The following is a 20,342-nucleotide window of genomic DNA, read 5'->3' as shown; positions in this document are numbered from 1 at the left end:
GGCAGCTGATCGGGCCGCCCACCACGGACGCGCCGTCGCGGTACGGCGCCGTTCCCGCTACAGGGTCCTCGCAACCAACGCAGCCTGCAGGCGGGATTCCACCTGCAGCTTTGCCAATACGTTCGAAACGTGGGTCTTGACCGTTGCTTCCGAGATGGACAGGTGGCGTGCGATGCGGGCATTGCTGAGGCCATCGCCCAGGCAGTCCAGCACCTCCCGTTCCCGGGCGGTCAGCTCACCGGCCGGCGCTGCCGGGGTGGGTGCCGCCGCTGCTCCATTGATGGCCGCCGACACCAGCTTCCCGGCCACTTCGGGCGCGATCACAGTCCCGCCGGCGTGGACGCGGCCCAGCGCATGGAGTATTTCTGCGGGTTCAGCGGTCTTCAACAGGAAGCCGGCGGCGCCGGCGGACAGCATGCCAAAAAGATAGGAATCGTGGTCAAAAGTGGTCAAAGCCAAGACTTTCGACAACCCGGCAGAGACTATTTCGGCAGTAGCCGACACTCCATCCCTCACCGGCATCCGCACGTCCATCAGGACGATGTCCGGCCGCAGGGTCCGGGCCATGGCGACGGCGGTGGCACCGTCACCTGCCTCGCCGACCACATCGAACCCGGGTGCCCCGTGGAGCACCATCCTGATCCCCACACGGATGGCGGCATGGTCGTCCGCGAGCAATACCGAGATTCGTCCGCTCATGGTGCCTCGTTCTCCACCGTGCCCGTGCCGTTTGTCGGAAGGAACGCCTCTACTCTCCAGCCGTGGCCTTCAGGGCCGGCGATCGCATACCCGCCCAGCTGCTCAGCCCGGGCCCTCATGCTGGGCAGTCCCGTCCCTGTTCCGGCCGTGTTTCCCTGCGGTTCCTCGGTGCCGCCATCGTCAGCAACCCTCAGCCGGATGCCGGAAGGAACTTCCTCAAGGCTGGCCCGGACGCTGGCTCCCGCGGCATGCCGCCCGGCGTTGACCAGTGATTCGGCAATCAACCGGTGGATGGCAGCCTGCGTGCCGCCGGGAAGGTCCTCGCCTCCGCCGGGGAGGGCGTTGTTCCATTCGAGGTCCATCCCGGCAGCGCGATGGCCGGCAATGACGGCGTCCAAATCCCCGACATCGCCGGCCAGGGCCCGCGGCTCCCCGGCGTTCAACATCCGGATCATGGCGTTCAGGTCGCGCAGCCCCGCTACGCTTTCGCGGCGCACGTGGGCCAGGACCTCCCGGTCCAATGCCGGGTCCGCGGTGTTCAGCGCAGCAGCCGACTGCAACGCGATCGCGGACAGCCTGGACGAAAGGACGTCGTGAAGCTCACGCGCCATCTCCTGCCGCGCGCCGGCGAGCTCAAGTTCGTGGTCACGGGCCGCCAGCCGTGCCTGGTCGCGTGCCGCGCCCCGGATTGCAGCGGCACGCGCCCCCTCGCTGACGGCCAGTTCCCTGGCCTTGCGGACATTCCCTGCCCATTCGGCCGGCAGCAGCAGCACCATGGCACCGGCGAGCAGCGCTACAACGCCATCGGCGAAGGACCCACCTGCCAGCCATGCCGCCGCCCCTCCGGCCGCGCACAGGAGAAGGACCGCCACCTCCGCCGTCTTGGCCGCTTTCGCGGTGCCGAACAACACCAGTGAGAAGACGGCTTCGAACAGCAGGAAGAACCCGCCGGCCGCCCCCGCCAGCAGGAGCACCACCGCTGCGAGGAGGGAAACCGGAACCATTACCCGGGTGGTGCTCCGGCGCAGCACCACGACGGCGGATCCGGCCAGCGCCAGCGCGGGCCACCATGGCTCCAGCGAAGGGACTGCCGGGGCTTCGGTAGCGGTAATGCCCAGTGAGTGCAGCAGCCAGGTGAGCCCCGCGTAAGCCAGGGCCAGGACCACGTCCTCACGGCGGATGGTGCCCGGTGTTGAATGCATGGTCCCATCCTGCCGCAGAGGGGAGCGCCGGCCTGTCTCAAGCGCAGTTTCTGCGACTAAAGGATGAGTCCGCCCTCCCCCCGATGCCTGACGCGCCAGGAGGCAGGTTGGCGAAGACTCTTCCTGTGACTGCAGAACTCCTGGCCCAGTTGGCCATCCTCGCCCTGATCGACAGCACCAGCATCGGCACGCTGGTGATTCCCGTGTGGCTGCTCCTGCGCCGGGACTCCGGGGGGCGGGCAGCCGTCACCGGAAAGGCGGCGGCCTACCTCGCAGCCATCGGGCTCTTCTACTTCCTGCTCGGACTTGGCCTGCTGACAGGTGTGGCCGGGGCCGCCGGGGCGTGGGGTGCGGACCTCGGGGCCCTCGGCGGGTTGCCTGCGGTGCAGTGGGGAATGCTGGTGGCGGGCGGCGGCTTGCTGGCGTGGGCCGTATTGGGAGGAAGGCCCGGGCGCGGGGTTTCCACGGCGACGGAGCCGCCCTTTCCAAGCAGGATGACCGGTTTCCCGGACACTGCACGCCTCCAGGGCCGCGGCGCCCGTGCCGAGCGGTCCAGCGGGGTGGCCGCTGCGCAGGAGCCCGGGCCATCACCGGTCGAGGCCCGGTGGCAGCGGAGGATTGGCCGTGCAGTGGGTACCCCCGGCGGACTGCTGGGCCTGGCGCTGCTCGCGGGATTGCTCGAGGTGCCCACCATGCTGCCGTATGTCGGCGCAATTGGGCTGCTGACGACCTCCAGTGCTGGCTGGGCCCTTTCCGCTGCCCTGCTTGGCGCCTACTGCCTGGTGATGCTGCTGCCTGCCGGGCTCCTGGTGGCCGGCAGGCTTGCCCTTGGCAGCGTGCTGGATGCCCCGCTGGCGCGCCTTGGCGCGTGGCTGTCGCGGGTGGCCGGAGAGGCGGTGCTGTGGGTGGCAGGCATTGTGGGGTTCCTGATGCTCCGGGCCGCACTGGCGGCACTCTTCCCGGATGCGGCCTGGAATCCCTTCGGTTAGGCAGCCGCTGGGCCAGTCAGCAGCTGCAAGGCATCAAGCGTTTGACGTGGGCAAACGCCATCGCCACGTTAAGCGCTTGACGCAGACCACAAAACGGTGCCATGATCACTCCCGGAATACTGGACCCCTGCCTCCCCGGCAGGCCCCAATGACGTGGAGAACCATCGTGGAACCAAACCCGCAAGAGAGTCAGGACCAGCCCCGGAAGATCATCCTGGACTGCGACCCCGGCCACGACGACGCCGTAGCCCTGCTGCTCGCGCACGGCAACCCGAACATCGAGCTGCTGGCCGTCACCACGGTGGTGGGCAACCAGACCCTCGAAAAAGTCACCCGCAACGCCCTGGCCGTAGGCACCATCGCCGGCATCACCGGCGTCCCCTTCGCCGCCGGCTGCCCGCGGCCCCTGGTCCGCAGCATCGAAACCGCCCCGGACATCCACGGCGAGTCCGGCATGGACGGCCCCGCCCTGCCCGAGTCCACCATCGAGCTGGACCCGCGCCACGCCGTGGACCTCATCATCGACACCGTCATGGCCCACGAACCCGGCACCGTCACCCTGGTCCCCACCGCCGGCCTGACCAACATCGCCCTGGCCGCCCGCAAGGAACCGCGCATCGTGGAACGGGTCAAGGAAGTGGTCCTGATGGGCGGCGGCTACCACGTGGGCAACTGGAGCGCCGTGGCCGAGTTCAACATCATCATCGACCCAGAGGCAGCCCACATCGTCTTCAACGAGAATTGGCCCGTGGTGATGGTGGGCTTGGACCTCACCCACCAAGCGCTCGCCACCCCGGACGTCGTGGCGAAAATCGCCGCCATCGGCACCACCCCGGCGAAGTTCGTCACCGAACTGATGGACTTCTTCGCCCACACCTACAAGGACGCCCAGGGCTTCGACTATCCGCCCGTCCACGACCCCTGCGCCGTGGCTTACGTGATCGATCCCAGCATCGTCAGCACCCGCAAGGTGCCGGTCAACATCGAACTGCAGGGCACCCTCACCCTCGGCATGACCGTGGCCGACTTCCGCGCCCCCGCTCCCGCCGATTGCCACACCAGCGTTGCCGTGGACCTGGACCACGCACGGTTCTGGGATCTTGTCACCGACGCACTGGTCCGCATCGGCGAGCCCGGCGCCGGTGACCTTAAGGACAACGGCACCGCGTCCGACGTCGAACCCGGCCGCAGTGCCCACCTCACCGCCGGAGGGGTCAAGTAAATGACTGCCACGACCACCGAAACCGCCACCGGCCGCGGCAATACCGCAGCCCTCATGACCGCCCTGCTGGCCGCCTGCGTGGCGTTCCAGCTCAACGCCTCCATGCTCAGCCCCGCCCTGGTGACCATGGGCGAGGAACTCAAGACCGACCAGGCCGTCATCGGCCTCTCCCAGACCTGGTTCTTCACCGCCGCCGCCCTGTTCTCCCTGTTCCTGCCCCGCCTCAGCGACATTGTGGGACGCAAGAAGGTCCTGGTGGGCATGATGGTGCTGATGGCCGCGGGCTCCGTCATCGCCGCGCTCGCCCCGGACGTCACCTGGCTCTTCGTGGGCCGCATCATCCAGGGCGTCAGCGGACCCACCGTCCCGCTCTGCCTGATCATGTTGCGCTCCGCGGTGAGCAACCCGCGCAAATACGGCACGCTCATGGGCCTCATCACCGCCGTCAACGGCGGCGTGGCCGGCGTCGACTCCTTCGTGGGCGGCTACTTCGCCGAGCACTTCGGCTTCCGCAGCATCTTCTGGCTGATGGTGGTCCTGGCCGCTGCCGCCACCGCCCTCGTCCTGGTCCTTGCCAGGGAGAGCAGGCCCGCCGCCGGCACCACCATGGACTGGCGCGGCGTCTTCTTCATCGTCGTGGCCGTGGGCGCCCTGCTGACCGCCCTGAACGAAGGCTCCAAGCTGGTGGCCGGCTTCTCGGCCGCCACGCTGAGCCTGAGCCTGGCGCTGGTCCTCGTCTCCGCCGTCGCCTTCTTCGCCTTCTGGCGCACCGAACAGCGGGCCGCCCAGCCGATGGTAGAAACCGTGCACCTGCGCCAGCGCGCCACCTGGGCACCCCTGCTCACCACCACCCTGACCATGACCGGCATCTTCGCCGTCATCAACGGCATCGTCCCGGCCTACGTCCAGGCCGCGGCGCCCGGCTTCAGCATCGGCCCCACCGAAATGTCGCTGATCATCCTCACCCCGTACGCCCTGCTCGGCTGGCTGGTGGGTCCGCTCAGCGGGCGGCTGGCCCCCGTCCTCGGGTACACCAAGGTGCTGCGGATCGGGCTCCTCGGCAGCATCGCAGCACTGGCCGTCATCGCCTTCTTCGGCCTGGGCAGCCTGCCGATGATGATTGCCGGCACCGTCTTGCTGGGCATCATGTACGCCGGTACCGTCAACATCATGCTCAACGGACTCGGCGTTGTCCTCTCGCCCGCCGGCAACCCCGGCTTCCTGCCCGGCATGAATGCCGGCGCCTTCAACCTGGGTGCGGGCCTGAGCTTCCTCATCCTGCCCGCGGTCCTGGTGGCCACGCAGGCGCTCGGCGATGCGAAGGCCTCCTACCTGACCGTCGTGCTTGTCGGGCTGGCCCTCACCGTGGCGGCGTTCGCCGCCTCGCTGTTGATCCCCAAGCCGGTTGAGGCCGAGGTGGCCCCGTGAGTGCCGCGGCGCAGAACACCGGCCGGATCGTCGTCGTCGGCTCCCTGAATGCAGACCTGACCATCTACTGCGAACGCCTGCCGCAGCCCGGCGAGACCGTGCACGGCAACGGATTCGCCGTGAACCCGGGCGGCAAGAGCGCCAACCAGGCCGTGGCCGCGGGCCGTCTCGGCGGACACGTCAGCCTGGTGGGTGCCGTGGGGGATGACGCCAACGGCAACATGCTCCAGGCCTCGGTTGCCGGTGCAGGGGTGGACGTAGGGCACGTGCGGACCTCCAGCGAACCCACCGGTGTCGCGGTGATCGCCGTGGACGCCCACGGCGAGAACAACATCATCATCTCCGCAGGAGCCAACGGCACGCTGTCCCCGGCCGACGTCGCCGGCGCCGCGGACGTCCTGGACGGTGCCGCCGTCGTCAGCCTCTGCCTGGAGGTGGCCATGCCCACCGTGCTGGCCGCCGCGCAGGCAGGGCACGACGCCGGCGCAACGGTTCTGCTGAATCTCTCGCCGTACGCGCACATTCCGGCGGAGCTGGCGGAACTGACAGACGTCCTGCTGGTGAACGCCCACGAGGCGGCGCTGTTCCTTGGCCCCGGGGCTTCGGTCCCGGGCGCGGACGCCCACGCGGCGCAATGGGATACGGTCCGGGAGCGGTTTGCCGGGCGGGGGATCCGGCAGGTCCTGGTGACCCTCGGCGCGCACGGGTCCGTGGTGCTGGATTCGGAGGCGGCTCCCGGCGCCCAGGTGACCTTCGTGGCGCCCACGCGCGTGGACGCCGTGGACACCACCGGGGCCGGCGACGCCTTCACGGGAGCGGTTGCCGTCCGGCTGGCCGCCGGAGACGCCCTCGCCGAAGCTGCCGCCTTCGCCTCTGTGGCGGCCGCCCTGGCCACCACCCGGAAAGGCACCCAGGCGGCGTACCCGGAGACGGCCGACGTCGAACGCCGCCTCCGCGCGTCCTGACGCCGCCGGCGGGATCAGCCGGAGGTTACGCCCGGGCCTTGGTCTGGACGGAGGCCCGCTCGACGGCGGGGCAGTGGATCTTCGCTGCCCCGCCGACGGCTGGGTCGAGGCCCAGGAGCATCCGGACACCCGCAGCGCCCAACTCGTAGTGCGGCAGGGCAACCGTGGACAGCGGCGGGCGCAGGTGGGCGGCAATCACTTCCTGGTTGTCGAACCCCACCACCGCCATGTCCTCCGGGATGGCCAGGCCGTGTTCCCGCAGGCCGTCGTAGAGGCCCATGGCCATCCGGTCGTTGTAGCAGAACACAGCGGTGACATCCCGCTTGAGCAGTTCCGCCGTGGCCCGGTAGCCGCCTTCCTGGTCCGGATAGGACTCCATCACCAGGGCCGGATCGAACGGGACACCGGCCTCCTCAAGGGCCCGCCGGTATCCGGCCAGCCGGCCATCCTTGGCCGGCGCCGGAATGGTGGCATTGATGAACGCAATGCGCCGGTGGCCGTTCCGCAGCAGGATCTCCGTGGCAGACCGGCCACCCTGGACCTCGTCCGGGACGACGGCCCGGGCGCCCGGCTCATCGGAAAAGCAGTTCACCAGGACGAAGTCGGCTTCGCGCAACGGGGCCGGAATATCGGTGGCCCGGTGGAACCAGGTGGAGTAGAGGATGCCGCGGACCTTGTATTCGAGCATCATGCTGATGGCATCCTGCTCCAGCTCGCCATTGCCCTCGGTATTGGCGATGAGCAGCGCATACCCGTGCTTCCACGCCTCGTCCTGCGCCCCGTGGATGATCTGGCCGGCAAAGGGCGTGGTGGCCACGCCGTCGGCCACCAGCCCGATGAATTTGGAGGTGCCGCTGACCAGGGTCTTTGCCATCGCGTTGGGCCGGTAGCCCAGGGTGCGGAGGGCCTCCTTCACGCGCCGCCGGGTTTCCTCGGCTATGCGGGCGTCCTTCTTCTTGTTGACCACCAGCGATACCGTGGCGGTGGAAACACCGGCCGCTTCCGCGACCTCGCGGAGGGTCACGGGGTGGGCCCGCTCCGGCGCGTGCGGCGGATCCTGCGGCACGCCGCCGGCCGCGCCCGCACCATTCTCCATTGAACTCATCTGCCCTCCTTCAGGAGTATATCCAGCAGCAGGTGCCGTCATCCCTTGGTCGCTCCGCTCTCGAGCCCCTGGATCATGGCCTTGTTGAGCACCAGGAACACCAGCAGGAGCGGGGTGATGGTCACGCACACGGCCGCAAAGGTTGCCGTCCAGTCCACCTTGCCCATGGCGCCGATGTAGTTCTGCAGGCCCAGGGGGATGGTCTTGAGGTCCTCGGAGAGCACGAACGTGTTGGCGAAAATGAAGTCGTTCCAGATGAAGATGCTGTTCACCAGGACCACGGTGACCACCGTGTTCACTGACAGTGGCAGCGTGATCAGGCCGAAGATCCGGTACGGTCCCGCACCGTCCAGGGACGCCGCCTCATATGTCTCCTTGGGAATATATTCGTAGAACGAGGAGAACAGATAGACGGACATGGGCAGGGAGAAACCGGCCAGCGGGATGATCATCGACTGGTACGTATCCAGCAGGTTCACCTGCGAGTAGTCGATGAACAGCGGAACCAGCGCGATCTGCACCGGGACGATGATGCCGATGAGGAACAGCCCGCGGACCAGCTTGCTGAGCCGGAACCCCAGCACCTGGATGGCATAGGCGGCCATCATCCCCAGCAGGACGATGAGCACGTTGGCGCCCATGGTCACCACGAAGCTGTTCAGGATGTTCCGGCCCAGGTCGCCGGTTTCGAAGGCCCGGGCGTAGTTCTCCCACGTCAGCGAACTCGGCAACGCGAAGGGGTCGCCGGTGGCGAAGTCGTGTTCGCTGCGCAGGCTGGTCAGGAACAGCCATGCCAGCGGATACACCTGCACGATCACGATGAGCATGATCAGCACGCGGGAGAGTGTCCGGAACAGGTCCGGCCGGCGCTTGCGGCGCCTCACGGCGGGCGTGGGAGGTACGACGGCGGGCGGCTGGGCGGGCGGGGCTGCCTGGGTGATCATGCGTCTGCCTTTCGCTTCAGCAGGAACAGGATAAGGCCGACGGCGGCGAGGCACTCGATGACGATAAACACCGAGATGGTGCTCGCATAGCCAAAGTCCGTGCTGGTGAACGCCGTCTTGTACATATAGGTGGTGAGCAGTTCGGAGGACTGCCCCGGACCGCCGTTGGTCATCAGGTAGGGGATGTCGAAACCCCGCAGGCCGTACGTGGTGGCCATGATGGTGGTGGTGATCCACACCGGGCGGATGTACGGGAACCGGATCTTGCTGAACAGCGTCCAGCGGGACGCGCCGTCCAGGACGGCCGCTTCCTCCAGTTCCTTGGGCACCGCGAGCAGTGCCGCGTAGATGATCAGCATGTACAACCCGGTGAACCGCCAACCTTCCGGAGCGGACACGGCCGCCAGGACCGTGTTCACATCCGACAGCCACGGCCGTTCCAGGCTGCCCAGCCCGATCCAGTGGAGCAGCTGGTTCAGCAGCCCCACTGGTTCCAGCGAGTAGATCCGGACGAAGAGGAAGGCAATGGCCACCGTGGAAATCACGGCCGGCAGCAGGTAGAGGGTCTTGATGAGCTCCCGTCCGCGGCGGAGGGAGGTAAGGAGGCTCGCGACCGCCAGGGCACCGCCGAGCTGCAGCACCAGGCAGATGGCCAGGTAGATGAGCGCGTTCAGGAACGCCCGCCAGAAGATGTCATCGCCGACGAACATCCGGACGTAGTTCGCCAGCCCGACGAATTCCATGTCGCTGATGCCGTTCCAGGAGAAGAAGCTCAGGAACAGGGACTGGACGATGGGGAAGAGGACCGCAGCGCCATAGAGCAGCAGCGGCGGGAGCAGGAAGACCAGGACCGATGTCCGTGACCTGTTGGGCAGCATGGCGAACCTTTACTTGAAGAACTTGGGGGCGTTCTGGGCGATGGTGCTGTCCAGCGTTTCCGTGAACTGCTGGGGCGTGACCTCGCCTTGCACCAGCAGGACCAGTTCCTGCTGCAGCCGGCCGTTGGTGGTGGGGTCCAGCTGGGTATCCCACGGCATGGCCTGCTTGGAGCCGAGGTCCTTCGCCTGGTCCATGGCCTTTTGGAACAGCGGCGTGGCGTTGGCGGGGACAGTGGTCTGGACGTCGGTGGTGGGGGACAGTGCGCCGGTGGCCGCGTATTCAGCGGGGTACTTCTTCAGGGCGAACTTCAGGAAGTCGCTCACCAGGGGATCGTAGGTCTTGGCATTGACGGCCATGCCGATGCCCGACGGCGAGACGAACTCGTTTGCCGCCGTCACGGATCCAGCGGTGGTTGGCAGCGTGAAGAAGTCGATGTCGTTGCGGACAGCAGGGTTGAGCTTGTCCGTGGCCAGGCTGGGCAGCTCCCAGGTTCCAATGTTGTACATCGCGGCCTGGCCGGAGGTGAACTGGTTTTGCGCGTCCGAGTATCCCTGGGCGGAGAAACCGTCCTGGAAGCACTTGGCCTTGCCCAGTTCGGCCAGCCAGTTGACGGTCTTCTGCCCGGCGGCGTCGCTGAACTTGGCGTCGCCCTTCTTCAGTTTCTGGACGAAATCAGGCCCGGCTTCGCGGAATGGCTGGTAGGCGACGTACCGCTCCAGCGGCCATTGGTCCTGGCCGTCGATGGCAATGGGGGTGATTCCCTTGCTGCGCAGGGCGGTGCACATGGCGGGGATATCGTCCAGGGACTTGGGTACGGCTACGCCGGCCTTGGCCAGCAGTGCCTTGTTGTACCACATGAACTCCAGCTCGAACTGGAACGGAATCATGTAAAGGGAGCCGTCGTCGAAGCGCTGGTAGTCCAGTGCCCCGGGGCGGTAGTTGCCGTAGATGTCCAGGGATTTCAGCAGCTTCTCGGCGTCGAGCATCTTGCCCTGTTTGGCCAGCTGCTGGGCGAACGGGGTGGCATCGGTGTCGAAAAGTTCGGGAAGCTTGTTGGCCGCGGCCAGGGTCTCAAGCTTCTGGATGTAGGAGGGCCGGTCAGGGGTGGTGATCAGGTTCAGCTTGAAGCCGGGGTGGTCCGCGGCGTATTCGTCGGCCAGCTTCTTCATGATGTTGATGACGGCGCCATCTGCCGGGCGGGAGAGGAGCCAGGAGATTTCATGGGGCTTGATCTCGCCGGTGGGGCTGACGTCGGAGGAATTCGTGGAACTGCCGCCGCCACAGGCGGTCAGTGCCAGGGCGGTGGCGGCTGCGACGGCGGCAGCGCGGAGCAGGTTTTTCATTTGGGGCAATCTCCCTTGATTGAACGGATCGTTGGAACGGGTCGGATGGAATGGAGGATGGGTATTCAGTTGTCGGTGCGCTTGCGGACTTCGAGATCTGTGACAGTGACCGAACCTTCGCCGGCGAACACGCCCAGTGCGCCGGTGGGGAGGTCGTAGATGCGGGTACTCAGGGCCACCTGCCGGTCCACGACGGCGACGCACAGATCGCCGTCCACCACCACTTCCAGCGTGTGGCGTCCGGGTGCGAGGTCGCACGGGCGTTCAAGTTCTATGGCGTACGGGACGTCGCCCGAGACGTGCCATTGGGCTTCGCCGGTGACGGCTCGTGGCCAGCGGTCGAACACCAGGCGGCCGCGTTTCGGTTCGAGGCGGAGGACGTAGGAGTGGTCGCCGTCCGCGGTCGACCGCAGCAGCAGCCCGCATTCCGTGGTGCCGGGGCCGATGTCCAGCACCGCTTTGGCGTAGAACTGCGTGGGCATCGGATTCGCAGACATGGCGGCAGCGTAGCCGTCCGGGACGTCCAGCCGGAGGGGCAGCCCGCTTCCAAGCTCAAGCGGGACGTCGTCCCAGAAGCTGTCCACCAGTTCGTCGGCGAACCCGAACGCCAACGTCCCGTCGGCGTTTTGGCGGGCCTCCAGCACGGCCATGGTGCCCGCCCACTGCCAGGCGCCGTCGTCGGAATTTCCTTCCTTGCTGGCGATCCAGCCGAAGAAGAACCGCCTGCCGTCCCGCTCCGCCGTTTTTGCAGCGTAGAAGGCGCGCCCGTCGATGCTGTCCCGGGCCGGAACGGTCCACGGGCCGTCGGGGCTCGTGGCCATCCGGTACCGGGTGGTGAAGGTTTCGGAGAACTCCGAGTAGACCATGTACCACCAGCCGCCCCACTGGAACACGTCGGGGCACTCATGGGTGATGTACCGGCGGGGATCCCAGAAGGGTTCGGCGTGGGACCAGGTCATCAGGTCGGTGGAGACGCACTGCGCGATCACGCCCCGGCGGCGTTCCGGTCCGGTGGAGTGCCTGGCGGCAAGGAGCATCCGCCACACGCCGGCTGCCTCATCGCGGAAGACGAAGGGGTCCCGCCAGTCTGCGGAATCGTACCCGTCCGGGGCGCCGAAGGTGAGTTCGGGGTGCTTGGTCCAGGTGGCCATCCCGTCGGTGCTGGTGGCATGCATGACCAGTTGCAAGGGCAGTCCGCCGGGGCCGAGGTTGGCCGGGTTCTGGCCCGTGTAGAAGAGGTGGTGGACGCCGGACTCGTCGGCGACGATGCTGCCGGTATAGCAGTTGAAGTCCAGGTCGTTTGCGGTGCCGTGGGGGAGGGCCACGCCATGGTCCTGGAACTGCGTGAGGTCTTTGGTGGTCACCAGGTTCCACGCCGTACCGGGCTTCGGATCGGCGCGCACTTCATGAAGATAGAAGAGCCAGAACTCGCCATCCTTCTGGAAGGGGATAAGGTCTCCAACCCACGCATCGGCGGGCTGGAAGAAGACTGGGTAGCTCATCAGCGGTGATGTCCGTTCTGCTAAAGCGTTTGATCACCTAGAAGCTAGCGTGAAAGCAAGCGCTGATCAAGCGTTTTAGCAAAAATACTTTCCGAGGTGCCCACGGCTCCATTTATGACGTGGGCCACTTTGCTGAAACGCTTGACCAATCCTGCCGCCACTGGGTAACTTGTCCTGCTAAAGCGCTTAATCACTGCGGTGACCGTGCGGACCAACGAGTGTTCCCCACGGAGCGCCCGGCGGCGGAGCCGCCGCCCCCGCGAGAGGAAGTCAATGATGACCCATGCCATGTCCCGCCGCCACATCCTGCAAGGCACCGGAGCAGGAGCGTTCGCCCTCCTGGCGGCCGGAGCCATCTCCGCCCCACCCGCGCACGCCCGGGATTCCCTGCGCGCGGTCTTCCACATGACCCCGCCATCGGGATGGCTGTGCGACCCCCAGCGGCCGGTATTCGTCAACGGGGCCCACCACCTGTACTACCTGCATTCCACGCAAAACAACGGGCAGGGCGGGTGGGACCATGCCAGCACCACCGACGCCGTGGCCTTCACCCATCACGGCGTGGCGCTGCCGCTGCAGCCCGATTTTCCCGTGTGGTCCGGATCCGCAGTGGTGGACACCGCCAACACCGCAGGCTTCGGCGCCGGAGCGATCGTCGTGCTCGCCACGCAGCCCACGGACGGCATCAGGAAATACCAGGAGCAGTACCTCTACTGGTCCATCGACGGCGGTTACACGTTCACGGCCCTCGCGGACCCGGTAATCGTCAACACGGACGGCCGGGCGGCCACCACACTGGCAGAGATCGACAACGCGGAATGGTTCCGGGACCCCAAGATCCACTGGGACGCTGCCCGCAACGAATGGGTGTGCGTGATCGGCCGCGCCCGGTTCGCCGCCTTCTACACATCCGTGAACCTGCGGGACTGGCAGCTGAAACGCAACTTCGACTACCCCAACCACGCGCTGGGCGGCATCGAGTGTCCGGACCTGTTCCAGATGAAGGCCGACGACGGCACCTGGCATTGGGTGCTGGGCGCCAGCATGGACGCCTACAGCATCGGGCTGCCCATGACGTACGCCTACTGGACCGGAACCTGGGACGGTAACCAGTTCCTTGCCGACGACGTGGATAATCCGCAATGGCTGGACTGGGGCTGGGACTGGTATGCGGCGGTGACCTGGCCGGTGCCGGATGCGCCGGAGACGCGCCGGTACGCCGTCGCCTGGATGAACAACTGGAAATACGCGGCCCGGGATGTTCCCACAGACGCCACCGACGGGTACAACGGCCAAAACTCGATCGTCCGCGAAATTCGCCTGGTGCGCCAGGGCGGAGGCTGGTACAGCCTGTTGAGCAGCCCGGTTCCCGCGCTCGCAGGCTACGCCACCTCCACCACGGTGCTCCCGGACCGGACGGTGGAGGGCAGCGTCGTCCTGCCCTGGAATGGCAGGGCCTATGAGCTGGAGCTGGACATCTCCTGGAGCGCCGCGGCAAATGTGGGCGTGTCCGTCGGCCGCTCCGCGGACGGTGCCCGCCACACAAATATCGGCAAATACGGTGCTGAGCTCTACGTCGACCGCGCACCCTCGGACCTTGCCGGCTACTCACTGGTGCCGTATACCCGTGCCGCGGCCCCCATTGACGCCGCCGCCAGGTCCGTGCACCTGCGCATCTTCGTGGACACCCAGAGCGTGGAGGTGTTCGTGAACGCCGGGCACACGGTGTTGTCGCAACAGGTGCAGTTCACCGACGGCGATACCGGCATCTCGTTCTACAGCGACGGGGGACCGGCCGTCTTTTCCGGAATTACCATCCGTGCCTTCTGAACGGTCTAGCTGAGCGCTTCCAGGGTGGTGCCGGTGCAGTCCGCGAGCTGCGCCAGCAAAGCATCCTGGAAGCGGGGATCGCCGGCCGCCGGGTGCGGGGTTTGCCGCTCCTGGTGAAACCAGTAGCCGCCGCTGGCCAAGGCCTCCGCATCATCGCTGGTGGCCAGCCACTCCTGGGTGCGGTGGCCCAGTTCCAGGCTGTCCGGCGCCGACCGGCCACCCATCCGGGTGGGGACCCAGCCGGGGTCGACGGCGTTGCTGGCGACGTGTGGCACCAGCCGGGCCAGCGCCAAGGTCAGCGCAGTGACCTGGAGCTTGGTGGTGGAGTAGGAGGCCGTCGTCGTCCGCCCTTCCCAGTCCAGGCCGCCTAGGCTGGCGTCCCCGCCCCGGTGCATGCCGCTGCTCAGGTAGACCAGGCGGCGCGGACCGGGCATGAGGGCCGTCAGCAGGTAAGGGGCAACCACGTTGACGGGCAGCAGCGCCGGGCCGCTGAGTACGCCGGCGTTGTGGATGACGGCGTCGATGCCGCCGATTCCGTTGGCGTCCGCCGCCAGTTGCCTGACGTCCGCCAGGACGGCCAGGTCTCCGACGACGCTCTGCGCCCCGCGGTCCAGCAGGTGCTGTACTGCGGGGAGCCGCCGGGAGGACCGCGCATGCACGATCACCTCGTGGCCGTCCCGGAGCAGCGTCTCCGCCGTCGCCAGGCCCAGCCCGTCAGTGGAGCCGGTGATGAAGATGCGTGCCACTGGGTCCTCCCGGATTGGTGGTGTTGTCCCCAGACTAGTGGCGGATGCCGCCGTCGGGCGTCCCGACGGCGGCGGCGCCATCAACCGGGCCGGCTGCGGGGTCTGCCCCCGTTGCAGCGAACAGGCGTGCCTTCCGCGTTGCCGGGCCGAAGATGGCCAGGGCGACGGCGCCGAACAGCCAGGTGCCGGCGATGAAGAAGAAGACGCTCTGGTAGCCGCTGCCGTTATAGAGGGCAGCGATGATCAGCGGACCGGCGGCATTGGAAAGCCGGCCCAGGCCGTAGGACACGCCGGTGCCCATGGAGCGTCCGTTGGTGTCGAACAGTTCGGGCGAGTAGGCGTAGGCAAGTGCCGTGTAGCCGCGCTCGAACAGGTTGACCAGGAAGCCGAACAGGACGATCAGCACCGGGTTGAACGTGAGGCCGTAGAGGAGGCCGCACACGGCGATGACGGTGCCAAAGACCACCAGGCACCACTTTCGCTCGAAGCGGTCCGTGACCAGGGACGCGAGGTAGGAGCCGAGGGGTGCGCCGACCGTGGTCAGTGCCACGTAGAAGATGGAGTTTTCAACGCTGAAGCCTTCCTTGGCCAGCAGCGTGGGTGCCCAGCTGGAGTAGCCGAAGAAGCCGATGGTCTGGGTGACCCAGAGGACGGTGAGGAGGAGGGTGGGTGCCAGGTATTTCTTCTGCAGCAGCAGCGTCAGGGGTGCCTTGGCGGCGGCGGGAGTTTCGACCGGGGCGGCGGGCGCGGGGAGGGCTCCCTTCTCCGCGCTGACGGTGGCCTCGATTTCCTTGAGGACGGCGTCTGCTTTGGCGTAGTCGCCCTTGTTTTCATACCAGCGCGGGGATTCCTTGAGCCGCCGCGTGAACAGGATGAAGAGGATGCCCAGTGCGCCCCATACGTAGACCAGCCGCCAGGTCCAGTCCGCCAGGGGGACCACCAGGCTGGCGATGAGGTTGGTGGCCGGTGTCCCGCAGATGCCGATGACGATCGCGTATGCCTGGTACTTGCCGCGCTTGGCCGCGGGGAACAGTTCGTTGACGTAGATGACCGCCACCACGGTCATGGCGGAGAGCCCGGCCGAGGTGAGGATCCGGAAGAGGCCCAGCGACACGATGTCCCAGGAGAACGCGGCTACCAGCGAGAAGGACGCGTACCAGAGGGTGGTGATGACCAGGGCATTCTTGCGGCCCCAGCGGTCTGCCATCCAGCTGGCGATGAGTGAGCCGAAGAACATGCCAACGAAGGAAGCGGACGTCACGTACGCCACCTCGTTGACGCTGACACCCCACAGCTTGATCAGTTTGGGCACGGTGGTGGCGAAGCTGTTGATGTCGGCGAACTCGAAGAAGTAGGCGAACGAGACGGCCACCAGGGCGATCTTGTGGAACTTTGAGATTGGCAACCGGTCAAGGCGGTTGGCGGCGTTGGAATGCATCATTGGAATCCTTGGGGCAAGAGGGAGGCAGGCTAGGCGTTTTCGCCGGGCCAGTAGAGGTTCATGGGGTTGCTGACGAGCAGTTTGTGCTGAAGCTCCGGGGTGGTGGCCACGTGCGGGATGTAGTCCACCAGGAGTCCGTCGTCCGGCATGTGGTGCGTGAGGTTCGGGTGTGGCCAGTCGGTTCCCCACAGGACACGGTCCGGAAAAGCCTCGACGACGGTGCGGCCGAACGCCATAACGTCGCGGTACGGGGCAGGCTCCCCGTCCAGCGCGGGCGGACCGGAGATGCTGAGCCGTTCCGGGCAGCTGACCTTGACCCAGACGTCATTGTTCTCCACGAAGCGCAGGAACCTGCCGAACTCCGGCCCGGTCGCCGGTTTGGCCACGTCGGGGCGCCCCATGTGGTCCACCACCAGCGGCGTGGGCAGCGAACCGAAGAAACCTTCCAGCCCTTCGAGGTCCTGGCCTTCGAAGTAGATGACCACGTGCCAGCCCAGCGGGGCGATCCTGCGGGCGATTGCGGCCAGTTCCTCTTGCGGTGCCGCGTTGACCAGCCGCTTCAGGAAGTTGAACCGGACACCACGCACCCCTGCGGCGTCCAGCCGTTCCAGCTCGGCGTCGCTGATGTCCGGGCGGACGGTGGCCACTCCGCGGGCGCGGCCCTTGGAGGCTCGGACGGCGTCCACCATGGCGCTGTTGTCGGCGCCGTGGCAGGTGGCCTGCACGATCACGTTGCGGCTGACGCCCAGGTGGTCCCGCAGGGCGAACAATTGGTCCTTGCCGGCGTCGCAGGGCGTGTACTTCCGCTCCGGCGCGAACGGAAACTCGTTCCCGGGCCCGAAGACGTGGCAGTGCGCGTCCACTGTGCCCGCCGGAAGCGTGAAGCCTGGCGTGGAGGGGTTGCTGTACCAGTCGAGCCAGCCGGGTGACTTGGTGAAGGTGCTGTCCATGGGGTTCCTTTGGCCGGCAGGTGAATGGGCGGCAGTCCCGCGTGCGTCAGTGGACATAGCGCAGGCCTGCCGCTTCGAGGGGTCCGCGCATGTTGTAAATGTCGAGTCCGAGTTCTCCGTTGGCAAAACGGAGGCGTTTCGCCTCTTCGTTGTCTTCGCGCTTCCGCGCAGCCTCCGCGACGTCCGCGGCGCGCGCGGCGGGGACGACGACGACGCCGTCGACGTCCGCGACCACTACGTCGCCCGGGTTGACCAGGGCGTTGGCACAGATAACGGGGATGTTGACGGATCCGAGGGTGGCTTTGACGGTGCCTTTGGAGTTGATGGCGCGGCTGAAGACCGGGAAGTCCATCTCCTCCAGCGCGGCGACGTCGCGGCAGCCGCCGTCGATGATCAATCCGCGTGCGCCGCGGGCTTTGAGTGAGGTGGCGAGCAGGTCGCCGAAGAAGCCGTCTTCGCTTTCGGTGGTGCACGCGGCAACCACGACGTCCCCGGGCTGGACCTGTTCGGCGGCGACGTGCATCATCCAGTTGTCTCCGGGCTGGAGCAGCACGGTGACGGCGGTGCCGCACATGGTGGCGCCGGGGTAGACGGGGCGAAGGTAGGGGCGCATGAGGCCCAGCCGGCCCATGGCTTCGTGGATGGTGCTGACGCCGAAGGCGGAGAGGGCTTTGACGTCCTGTTCCGCTGCGCGGGTGATGGTGGTGTGGACCACGCCGAGTTCCTGCATGTTCGGGCTCCTGGGATGGCTAGCGGCCCTGCTGCTTGAGCAGGGCGTTGAGGCGGGGGTAGACGGTGCGGGCGTTCTGTTCGTGGACGGCGGCCAGGTCGGCTTCGTTCAGCCCGGCGGCGTCGAGGTAGCGGGCAGTGTCGTCGAAATTGTGGCCGGTGCAGGGGTCGATGTCCCGGACGGCGCCGACCATTTCGGAGGCGAACAGGATGTTCCTGGTGGGGATGACGTCCAGGAGCAGATCGACCCCGGGCTGGTGGTAGACGCAGGTATCGAAGAAAACGTTGCGCAGCAGGTGTTCTTCGAGGGCCGGTTTGCCCAGTGCCATGGCCAGGCCCCGGAAGCGTCCCCAGTGGTACGGGACGGCACCGCCGCCGTGCGGGATGACGAGTCTTAGGGTGGGGAAGTCGGTGAACAGGTCGCCCTGGATGAGTTGCATGACGGCGGTGGTATCGGCGTTGAGGTAGTGCGCGCCCGTGGTGTGGAAGGCGGGATTGACACTCGTGCTGACATGGACCATGGCAGGGATGTCGAATTCGACCATTTTTTCGTAGATCGGGTACCAGTACCGGTCCGTCAGCGGCGGAGCGGTCCAGTGCCCGCCGGAAGGGTCGGGGTTCAGGTTCAAGGCCACGGCTCCGTATTCCTCAACGCAGCGTGTGAGTTCCGGGATGGATGTGGCCGGATCCACGCCGGGGGACTGGGGAAGCATCGCGGCCGGGACGAACCGGTCCGGGAAGAGCCGGCTGACCCGGTAGCAGAGCTCATTGCAGATCGCCGCCCACTCGGCCGAGGTCTCGAAGGAACCGATGTGGTGTGCCATGAAGGAAGCCCGGGGCGAGAAGACGGTGAGGTCGATCCCGCGTTCGTCCATGAGCCGCAGCTGGTTCGCTTCGATGCTCTCCCGGAGTTCGTCGTCGGAAATTCTCAAATCTGCCGGGGACGGCGCCAAGGCGGGATCCTGCAGTGCGGCGACCTGCCGGTCCCGCCACTGCCCCAGGGCGGCCGGCGCCGTGGTGTAGTGGCCGTGGATGTCGATAATCACAGTGTGTGCTCCTGGAATGAGGGATGGGCGGGGACCATGACGGCGCCCGCCATGAGAAGCCGGGCCGTGCGGATCAGCGCGGATTTGACCACTTTGGTGGGGTCGTGGGCGTCCAGGCCGAGCTCGACGGTGAATTCACCGCTGGGGTGTTCAACTGCGACCGTGGGCGCGGTTCCCTCTGGCAGTACGGCGACGTCGTGCGCCACAGTCCCTTTGAGGATTGCGGCGGTGGCGGCCGTGACCGCGGCGAGCACGCCGATGGATTCATGGCAGACGTGCGGGATGAAGCTGCGGGTATTGACCGCACCGCCGGAGGCCGGCGCTGAGACCAGGGTCATTTTGGGGTAGTTCTTGCCCGTCACGTCGCCGAGGCCCATGAGTTTTCCGCATGCCAGCCGCAGGTCCTCAAGGCGGCCCTTGAGTTCGGTGTCCTTGTTAAGGTCGACGACGGACTCCCGCCCCGTGCGGCCCAGGTCACCGGCGTTGATGATCACCAGCGGTTGGCCATTGTCGATGCAGGTCACCTCCACCGCCCCCACCCCGGCGATATCCACGGTGTCGCGGAGGTTGCCGGTGGGCAGCAGTGAGTCGCAGACCGAGCCTGCCGTGTCCAGGAAGTTGATGGTCACTGGCGCGGCCGTGCCGGGAACACCGTCGATCCGGGCGTCTCCGGCGTATTCGACGTACCGTCCTGCCGGCCCCATGGGCGTCCGGACCGTAATCTCGGCGACCATGCCGGTGTTCACGGTGAGGACCCGCGCCGTAGTGGTGTCGCCGTCGGGAGTTAGAAGGCCTGACTCAATCGCGAACGGGAGCGCGGCCGCCAGCATGTTACCGCAGTTGGGCGTGGTATCCACCTGGCTGCTGTCCGGCTGGAGTTGAGCAAACAGGAACTCAAGGTCCACCCCATCCCGATCACAGATCGAGACAATCCCGGCTTTGCTGGTTAATGGGTGGGCGCCGCCCAGTCCGTCGATTTGTCGCGGATCCGGCGAGCCCATGGCAGCAAGCAGGACCGCGTCCCGGGTGGCTGTGTCGGCCGGGAGGTCGGTGGCACGGAAGAACGGGCCCTTCGACGTCCCGCCGCGCATAAGCCAACAGGGTACGGGGGTTTGGCCCCCGTCTGGCTGTCCGACGTGAGCATGCTTGGTATGCGGCGCCACTGGGTCCACACGGCCCGCGCTCGCCGTCAAGGGAATGCCCTCATCCATGGTCTGTCCTTCGGTGATGTGGGAGGGCGCCCTCGGTTGCGACGCCGTAGCCTCAAGTGAACCAAGTTACATTCAGGATTGTCAACAATTTCTTATACATTTATGTTGACG

Annotated in this window: 18 protein-coding genes; 5 read left to right on the top strand and 13 right to left on the bottom strand. The window is 66.8% G+C overall.

Annotated elements, in window-relative coordinates:
• Positions 1–57: 57 nt before the first annotated feature.
• Both DFO47_RS08775 and DFO47_RS08770 read right to left on the bottom strand, forming a co-directional pair.
• On the bottom strand, positions 58–699 hold the full coding sequence (locus tag DFO47_RS08775; RefSeq protein ID WP_133831369.1) for a response regulator transcription factor: 642 nt from the start codon (positions 697–699) through the stop codon (positions 58–60).
• Entirely contained in the window at positions 696–1,901 is a 1,206-nt protein-coding gene (locus tag DFO47_RS08770) for a histidine kinase (RefSeq protein ID WP_133831368.1), read from the bottom strand. The genes DFO47_RS08775 and DFO47_RS08770 overlap by 4 nt, the downstream gene beginning before the upstream one ends.
• 125 nt (positions 1,902–2,026) lie before the next feature.
• Here DFO47_RS08770 and DFO47_RS08765 point away from each other — a divergent pair, with 125 nt between their 5' ends.
• The 4 genes from DFO47_RS08765 (at position 2,027) to DFO47_RS08750 (ending at position 6,505) form a co-directional block, all read left to right on the top strand.
• The gene (locus DFO47_RS08765) at positions 2,027–2,890 is read left to right on the top strand and encodes a GAP family protein (RefSeq protein ID WP_166651690.1); all 864 of its coding nucleotides are present in this window, start codon (positions 2,027–2,029) and stop codon (positions 2,888–2,890) included.
• A gap of 148 nt (positions 2,891–3,038) precedes the next feature.
• A complete protein-coding gene (locus tag DFO47_RS08760) occupies positions 3,039–4,112 on the top strand; it encodes a nucleoside hydrolase (protein ID WP_133831366.1) in 1,074 nt (357 codons plus the stop codon).
• A complete protein-coding gene (locus DFO47_RS08755) occupies positions 4,113–5,540 on the top strand; it encodes an MFS transporter (protein WP_133831365.1) in 1,428 nt (475 codons plus the stop codon).
• The gene (locus tag DFO47_RS08750) at positions 5,537–6,505 is read left to right on the top strand and encodes a ribokinase (protein ID WP_133831364.1); all 969 of its coding nucleotides are present in this window, start codon (positions 5,537–5,539) and stop codon (positions 6,503–6,505) included. The genes DFO47_RS08755 and DFO47_RS08750 overlap by 4 nt, the downstream gene beginning before the upstream one ends.
• 25 nt (positions 6,506–6,530) lie before the next feature.
• Here the strand turns inward: DFO47_RS08750 and DFO47_RS08745 are convergent, their stop codons facing one another.
• The 5 genes from DFO47_RS08745 to DFO47_RS08725 all read right to left on the bottom strand — a co-directional run bounded on the left by DFO47_RS08745 (position 6,531) and on the right by DFO47_RS08725 (position 12,278).
• The gene (locus DFO47_RS08745) at positions 6,531–7,601 is read right to left on the bottom strand and encodes a LacI family DNA-binding transcriptional regulator (RefSeq protein ID WP_243835421.1); all 1,071 of its coding nucleotides are present in this window, start codon (positions 7,599–7,601) and stop codon (positions 6,531–6,533) included.
• A gap of 47 nt (positions 7,602–7,648) precedes the next feature.
• Entirely contained in the window at positions 7,649–8,554 is a 906-nt protein-coding gene (locus DFO47_RS08740; protein ID WP_133831363.1) for a carbohydrate ABC transporter permease, read from the bottom strand.
• On the bottom strand, positions 8,551–9,432 hold the full coding sequence (locus DFO47_RS08735) for a sugar ABC transporter permease (RefSeq protein ID WP_133831362.1): 882 nt from the start codon (positions 9,430–9,432) through the stop codon (positions 8,551–8,553). The genes DFO47_RS08740 and DFO47_RS08735 overlap by 4 nt, the downstream gene beginning before the upstream one ends.
• Positions 9,433–9,441: 9 nt before the next feature.
• Entirely contained in the window at positions 9,442–10,776 is a 1,335-nt protein-coding gene (locus DFO47_RS08730; protein WP_133831361.1) for an extracellular solute-binding protein, read from the bottom strand.
• A 65-nt stretch (positions 10,777–10,841) separates the two neighbouring features.
• Entirely contained in the window at positions 10,842–12,278 is a 1,437-nt protein-coding gene (locus tag DFO47_RS08725) for a GH32 C-terminal domain-containing protein (protein WP_133831360.1), read from the bottom strand.
• Positions 12,279–12,554: 276 nt separating this feature from the next.
• On the opposite strand from DFO47_RS08725, the gene DFO47_RS08720 reads away from it, so the two are divergent.
• Positions 12,555–14,108 (top strand): glycoside hydrolase family 32 protein, encoded by a 1,554-nt coding sequence (locus DFO47_RS08720; RefSeq protein WP_133831460.1) that lies wholly within the window; start codon positions 12,555–12,557, stop codon positions 14,106–14,108.
• Between the two features lie 5 nt (positions 14,109–14,113).
• Here the strand turns inward: DFO47_RS08720 and DFO47_RS08715 are convergent, their stop codons facing one another.
• Genes DFO47_RS08715 through DFO47_RS08690 form a run of 6 tightly spaced genes read right to left on the bottom strand, consistent with a single transcriptional unit; the run spans position 14,114 to position 20,183 of the window.
• A complete protein-coding gene (locus DFO47_RS08715) occupies positions 14,114–14,854 on the bottom strand; it encodes an SDR family NAD(P)-dependent oxidoreductase (protein WP_133831359.1) in 741 nt (246 codons plus the stop codon).
• Between the two features lie 34 nt (positions 14,855–14,888).
• Positions 14,889–16,295, bottom strand: a complete 1,407-nt coding sequence (locus tag DFO47_RS08710) for an MFS transporter (protein WP_133831358.1) — start codon at positions 16,293–16,295, stop codon at positions 14,889–14,891.
• 29 nt (positions 16,296–16,324) lie between these two features.
• Positions 16,325–17,245: an amidohydrolase family protein gene (locus DFO47_RS08705; protein ID WP_133831357.1), complete on the bottom strand. Its 921-nt coding sequence runs from the start codon at positions 17,243–17,245 to the stop codon at positions 16,325–16,327.
• Between the two features lie 46 nt (positions 17,246–17,291).
• Positions 17,292–17,975 (bottom strand): 4-carboxy-4-hydroxy-2-oxoadipate aldolase/oxaloacetate decarboxylase, encoded by a 684-nt coding sequence (ligK, locus tag DFO47_RS08700; protein WP_133831356.1) that lies wholly within the window; start codon positions 17,973–17,975, stop codon positions 17,292–17,294.
• Between the two features lie 19 nt (positions 17,976–17,994).
• Positions 17,995–19,020, bottom strand: coding sequence for an amidohydrolase family protein (locus tag DFO47_RS08695; protein WP_133831355.1), 1,026 nt, complete (start codon positions 19,018–19,020; stop codon positions 17,995–17,997).
• On the bottom strand, positions 19,017–20,183 hold the full coding sequence (locus tag DFO47_RS08690; protein ID WP_255414754.1) for a 4-oxalomesaconate tautomerase: 1,167 nt from the start codon (positions 20,181–20,183) through the stop codon (positions 19,017–19,019). The genes DFO47_RS08695 and DFO47_RS08690 overlap by 4 nt, the downstream gene beginning before the upstream one ends.
• Positions 20,184–20,342 lie beyond the last annotated feature (159 nt).

Source organism: Arthrobacter sp. AG258, assembly GCF_004364695.1.
Lineage (GTDB): Bacteria > Actinomycetota > Actinomycetes > Actinomycetales > Micrococcaceae > Arthrobacter.
The sequence above is the reverse complement of the archived record's forward strand: the minus strand, read 5'-3'. Positions and strand labels throughout refer to the sequence as shown.

Excerpts from the sequence above, each read along its gene's own strand:
- DFO47_RS08775 (WP_133831369.1), bottom strand. The coding sequence starts at position 699 with ATGAGCGGACGAATCTCGGTATTGCTCGCGGACGACCATGCCGCCATC.
- DFO47_RS08705 (WP_133831357.1), bottom strand. The coding sequence starts at position 17,245 with ATGGACAGCACCTTCACCAAGTCACCCGGCTGGCTCGACTGGTACAGC.
- DFO47_RS08770 (WP_133831368.1), bottom strand. The coding sequence starts at position 1,901 with ATGCATTCAACACCGGGCACCATCCGCCGTGAGGACGTGGTCCTGGCC.
- DFO47_RS08755 (WP_133831365.1), top strand. The coding sequence starts at position 4,113 with ATGACTGCCACGACCACCGAAACCGCCACCGGCCGCGGCAATACCGCA.
- DFO47_RS08710 (WP_133831358.1), bottom strand. The coding sequence starts at position 16,295 with ATGATGCATTCCAACGCCGCCAACCGCCTTGACCGGTTGCCAATCTCA.
- DFO47_RS08760 (WP_133831366.1), top strand. The coding sequence starts at position 3,039 with ATGACGTGGAGAACCATCGTGGAACCAAACCCGCAAGAGAGTCAGGAC.
- ligK (WP_133831356.1), bottom strand. The coding sequence starts at position 17,975 with ATGCAGGAACTCGGCGTGGTCCACACCACCATCACCCGCGCAGCGGAA.
- DFO47_RS08720 (WP_133831460.1), top strand. The coding sequence starts at position 12,555 with ATGACCCATGCCATGTCCCGCCGCCACATCCTGCAAGGCACCGGAGCA.
- DFO47_RS08730 (WP_133831361.1), bottom strand. The coding sequence starts at position 10,776 with ATGAAAAACCTGCTCCGCGCTGCCGCCGTCGCAGCCGCCACCGCCCTG.
- DFO47_RS08735 (WP_133831362.1), bottom strand. The coding sequence starts at position 9,432 with ATGCTGCCCAACAGGTCACGGACATCGGTCCTGGTCTTCCTGCTCCCG.
- DFO47_RS08725 (WP_133831360.1), bottom strand. The coding sequence starts at position 12,278 with ATGAGCTACCCAGTCTTCTTCCAGCCCGCCGATGCGTGGGTTGGAGAC.
- DFO47_RS08745 (WP_243835421.1), bottom strand. The coding sequence starts at position 7,601 with ATGGAGAATGGTGCGGGCGCGGCCGGCGGCGTGCCGCAGGATCCGCCG.
- DFO47_RS08740 (WP_133831363.1), bottom strand. The coding sequence starts at position 8,554 with ATGATCACCCAGGCAGCCCCGCCCGCCCAGCCGCCCGCCGTCGTACCT.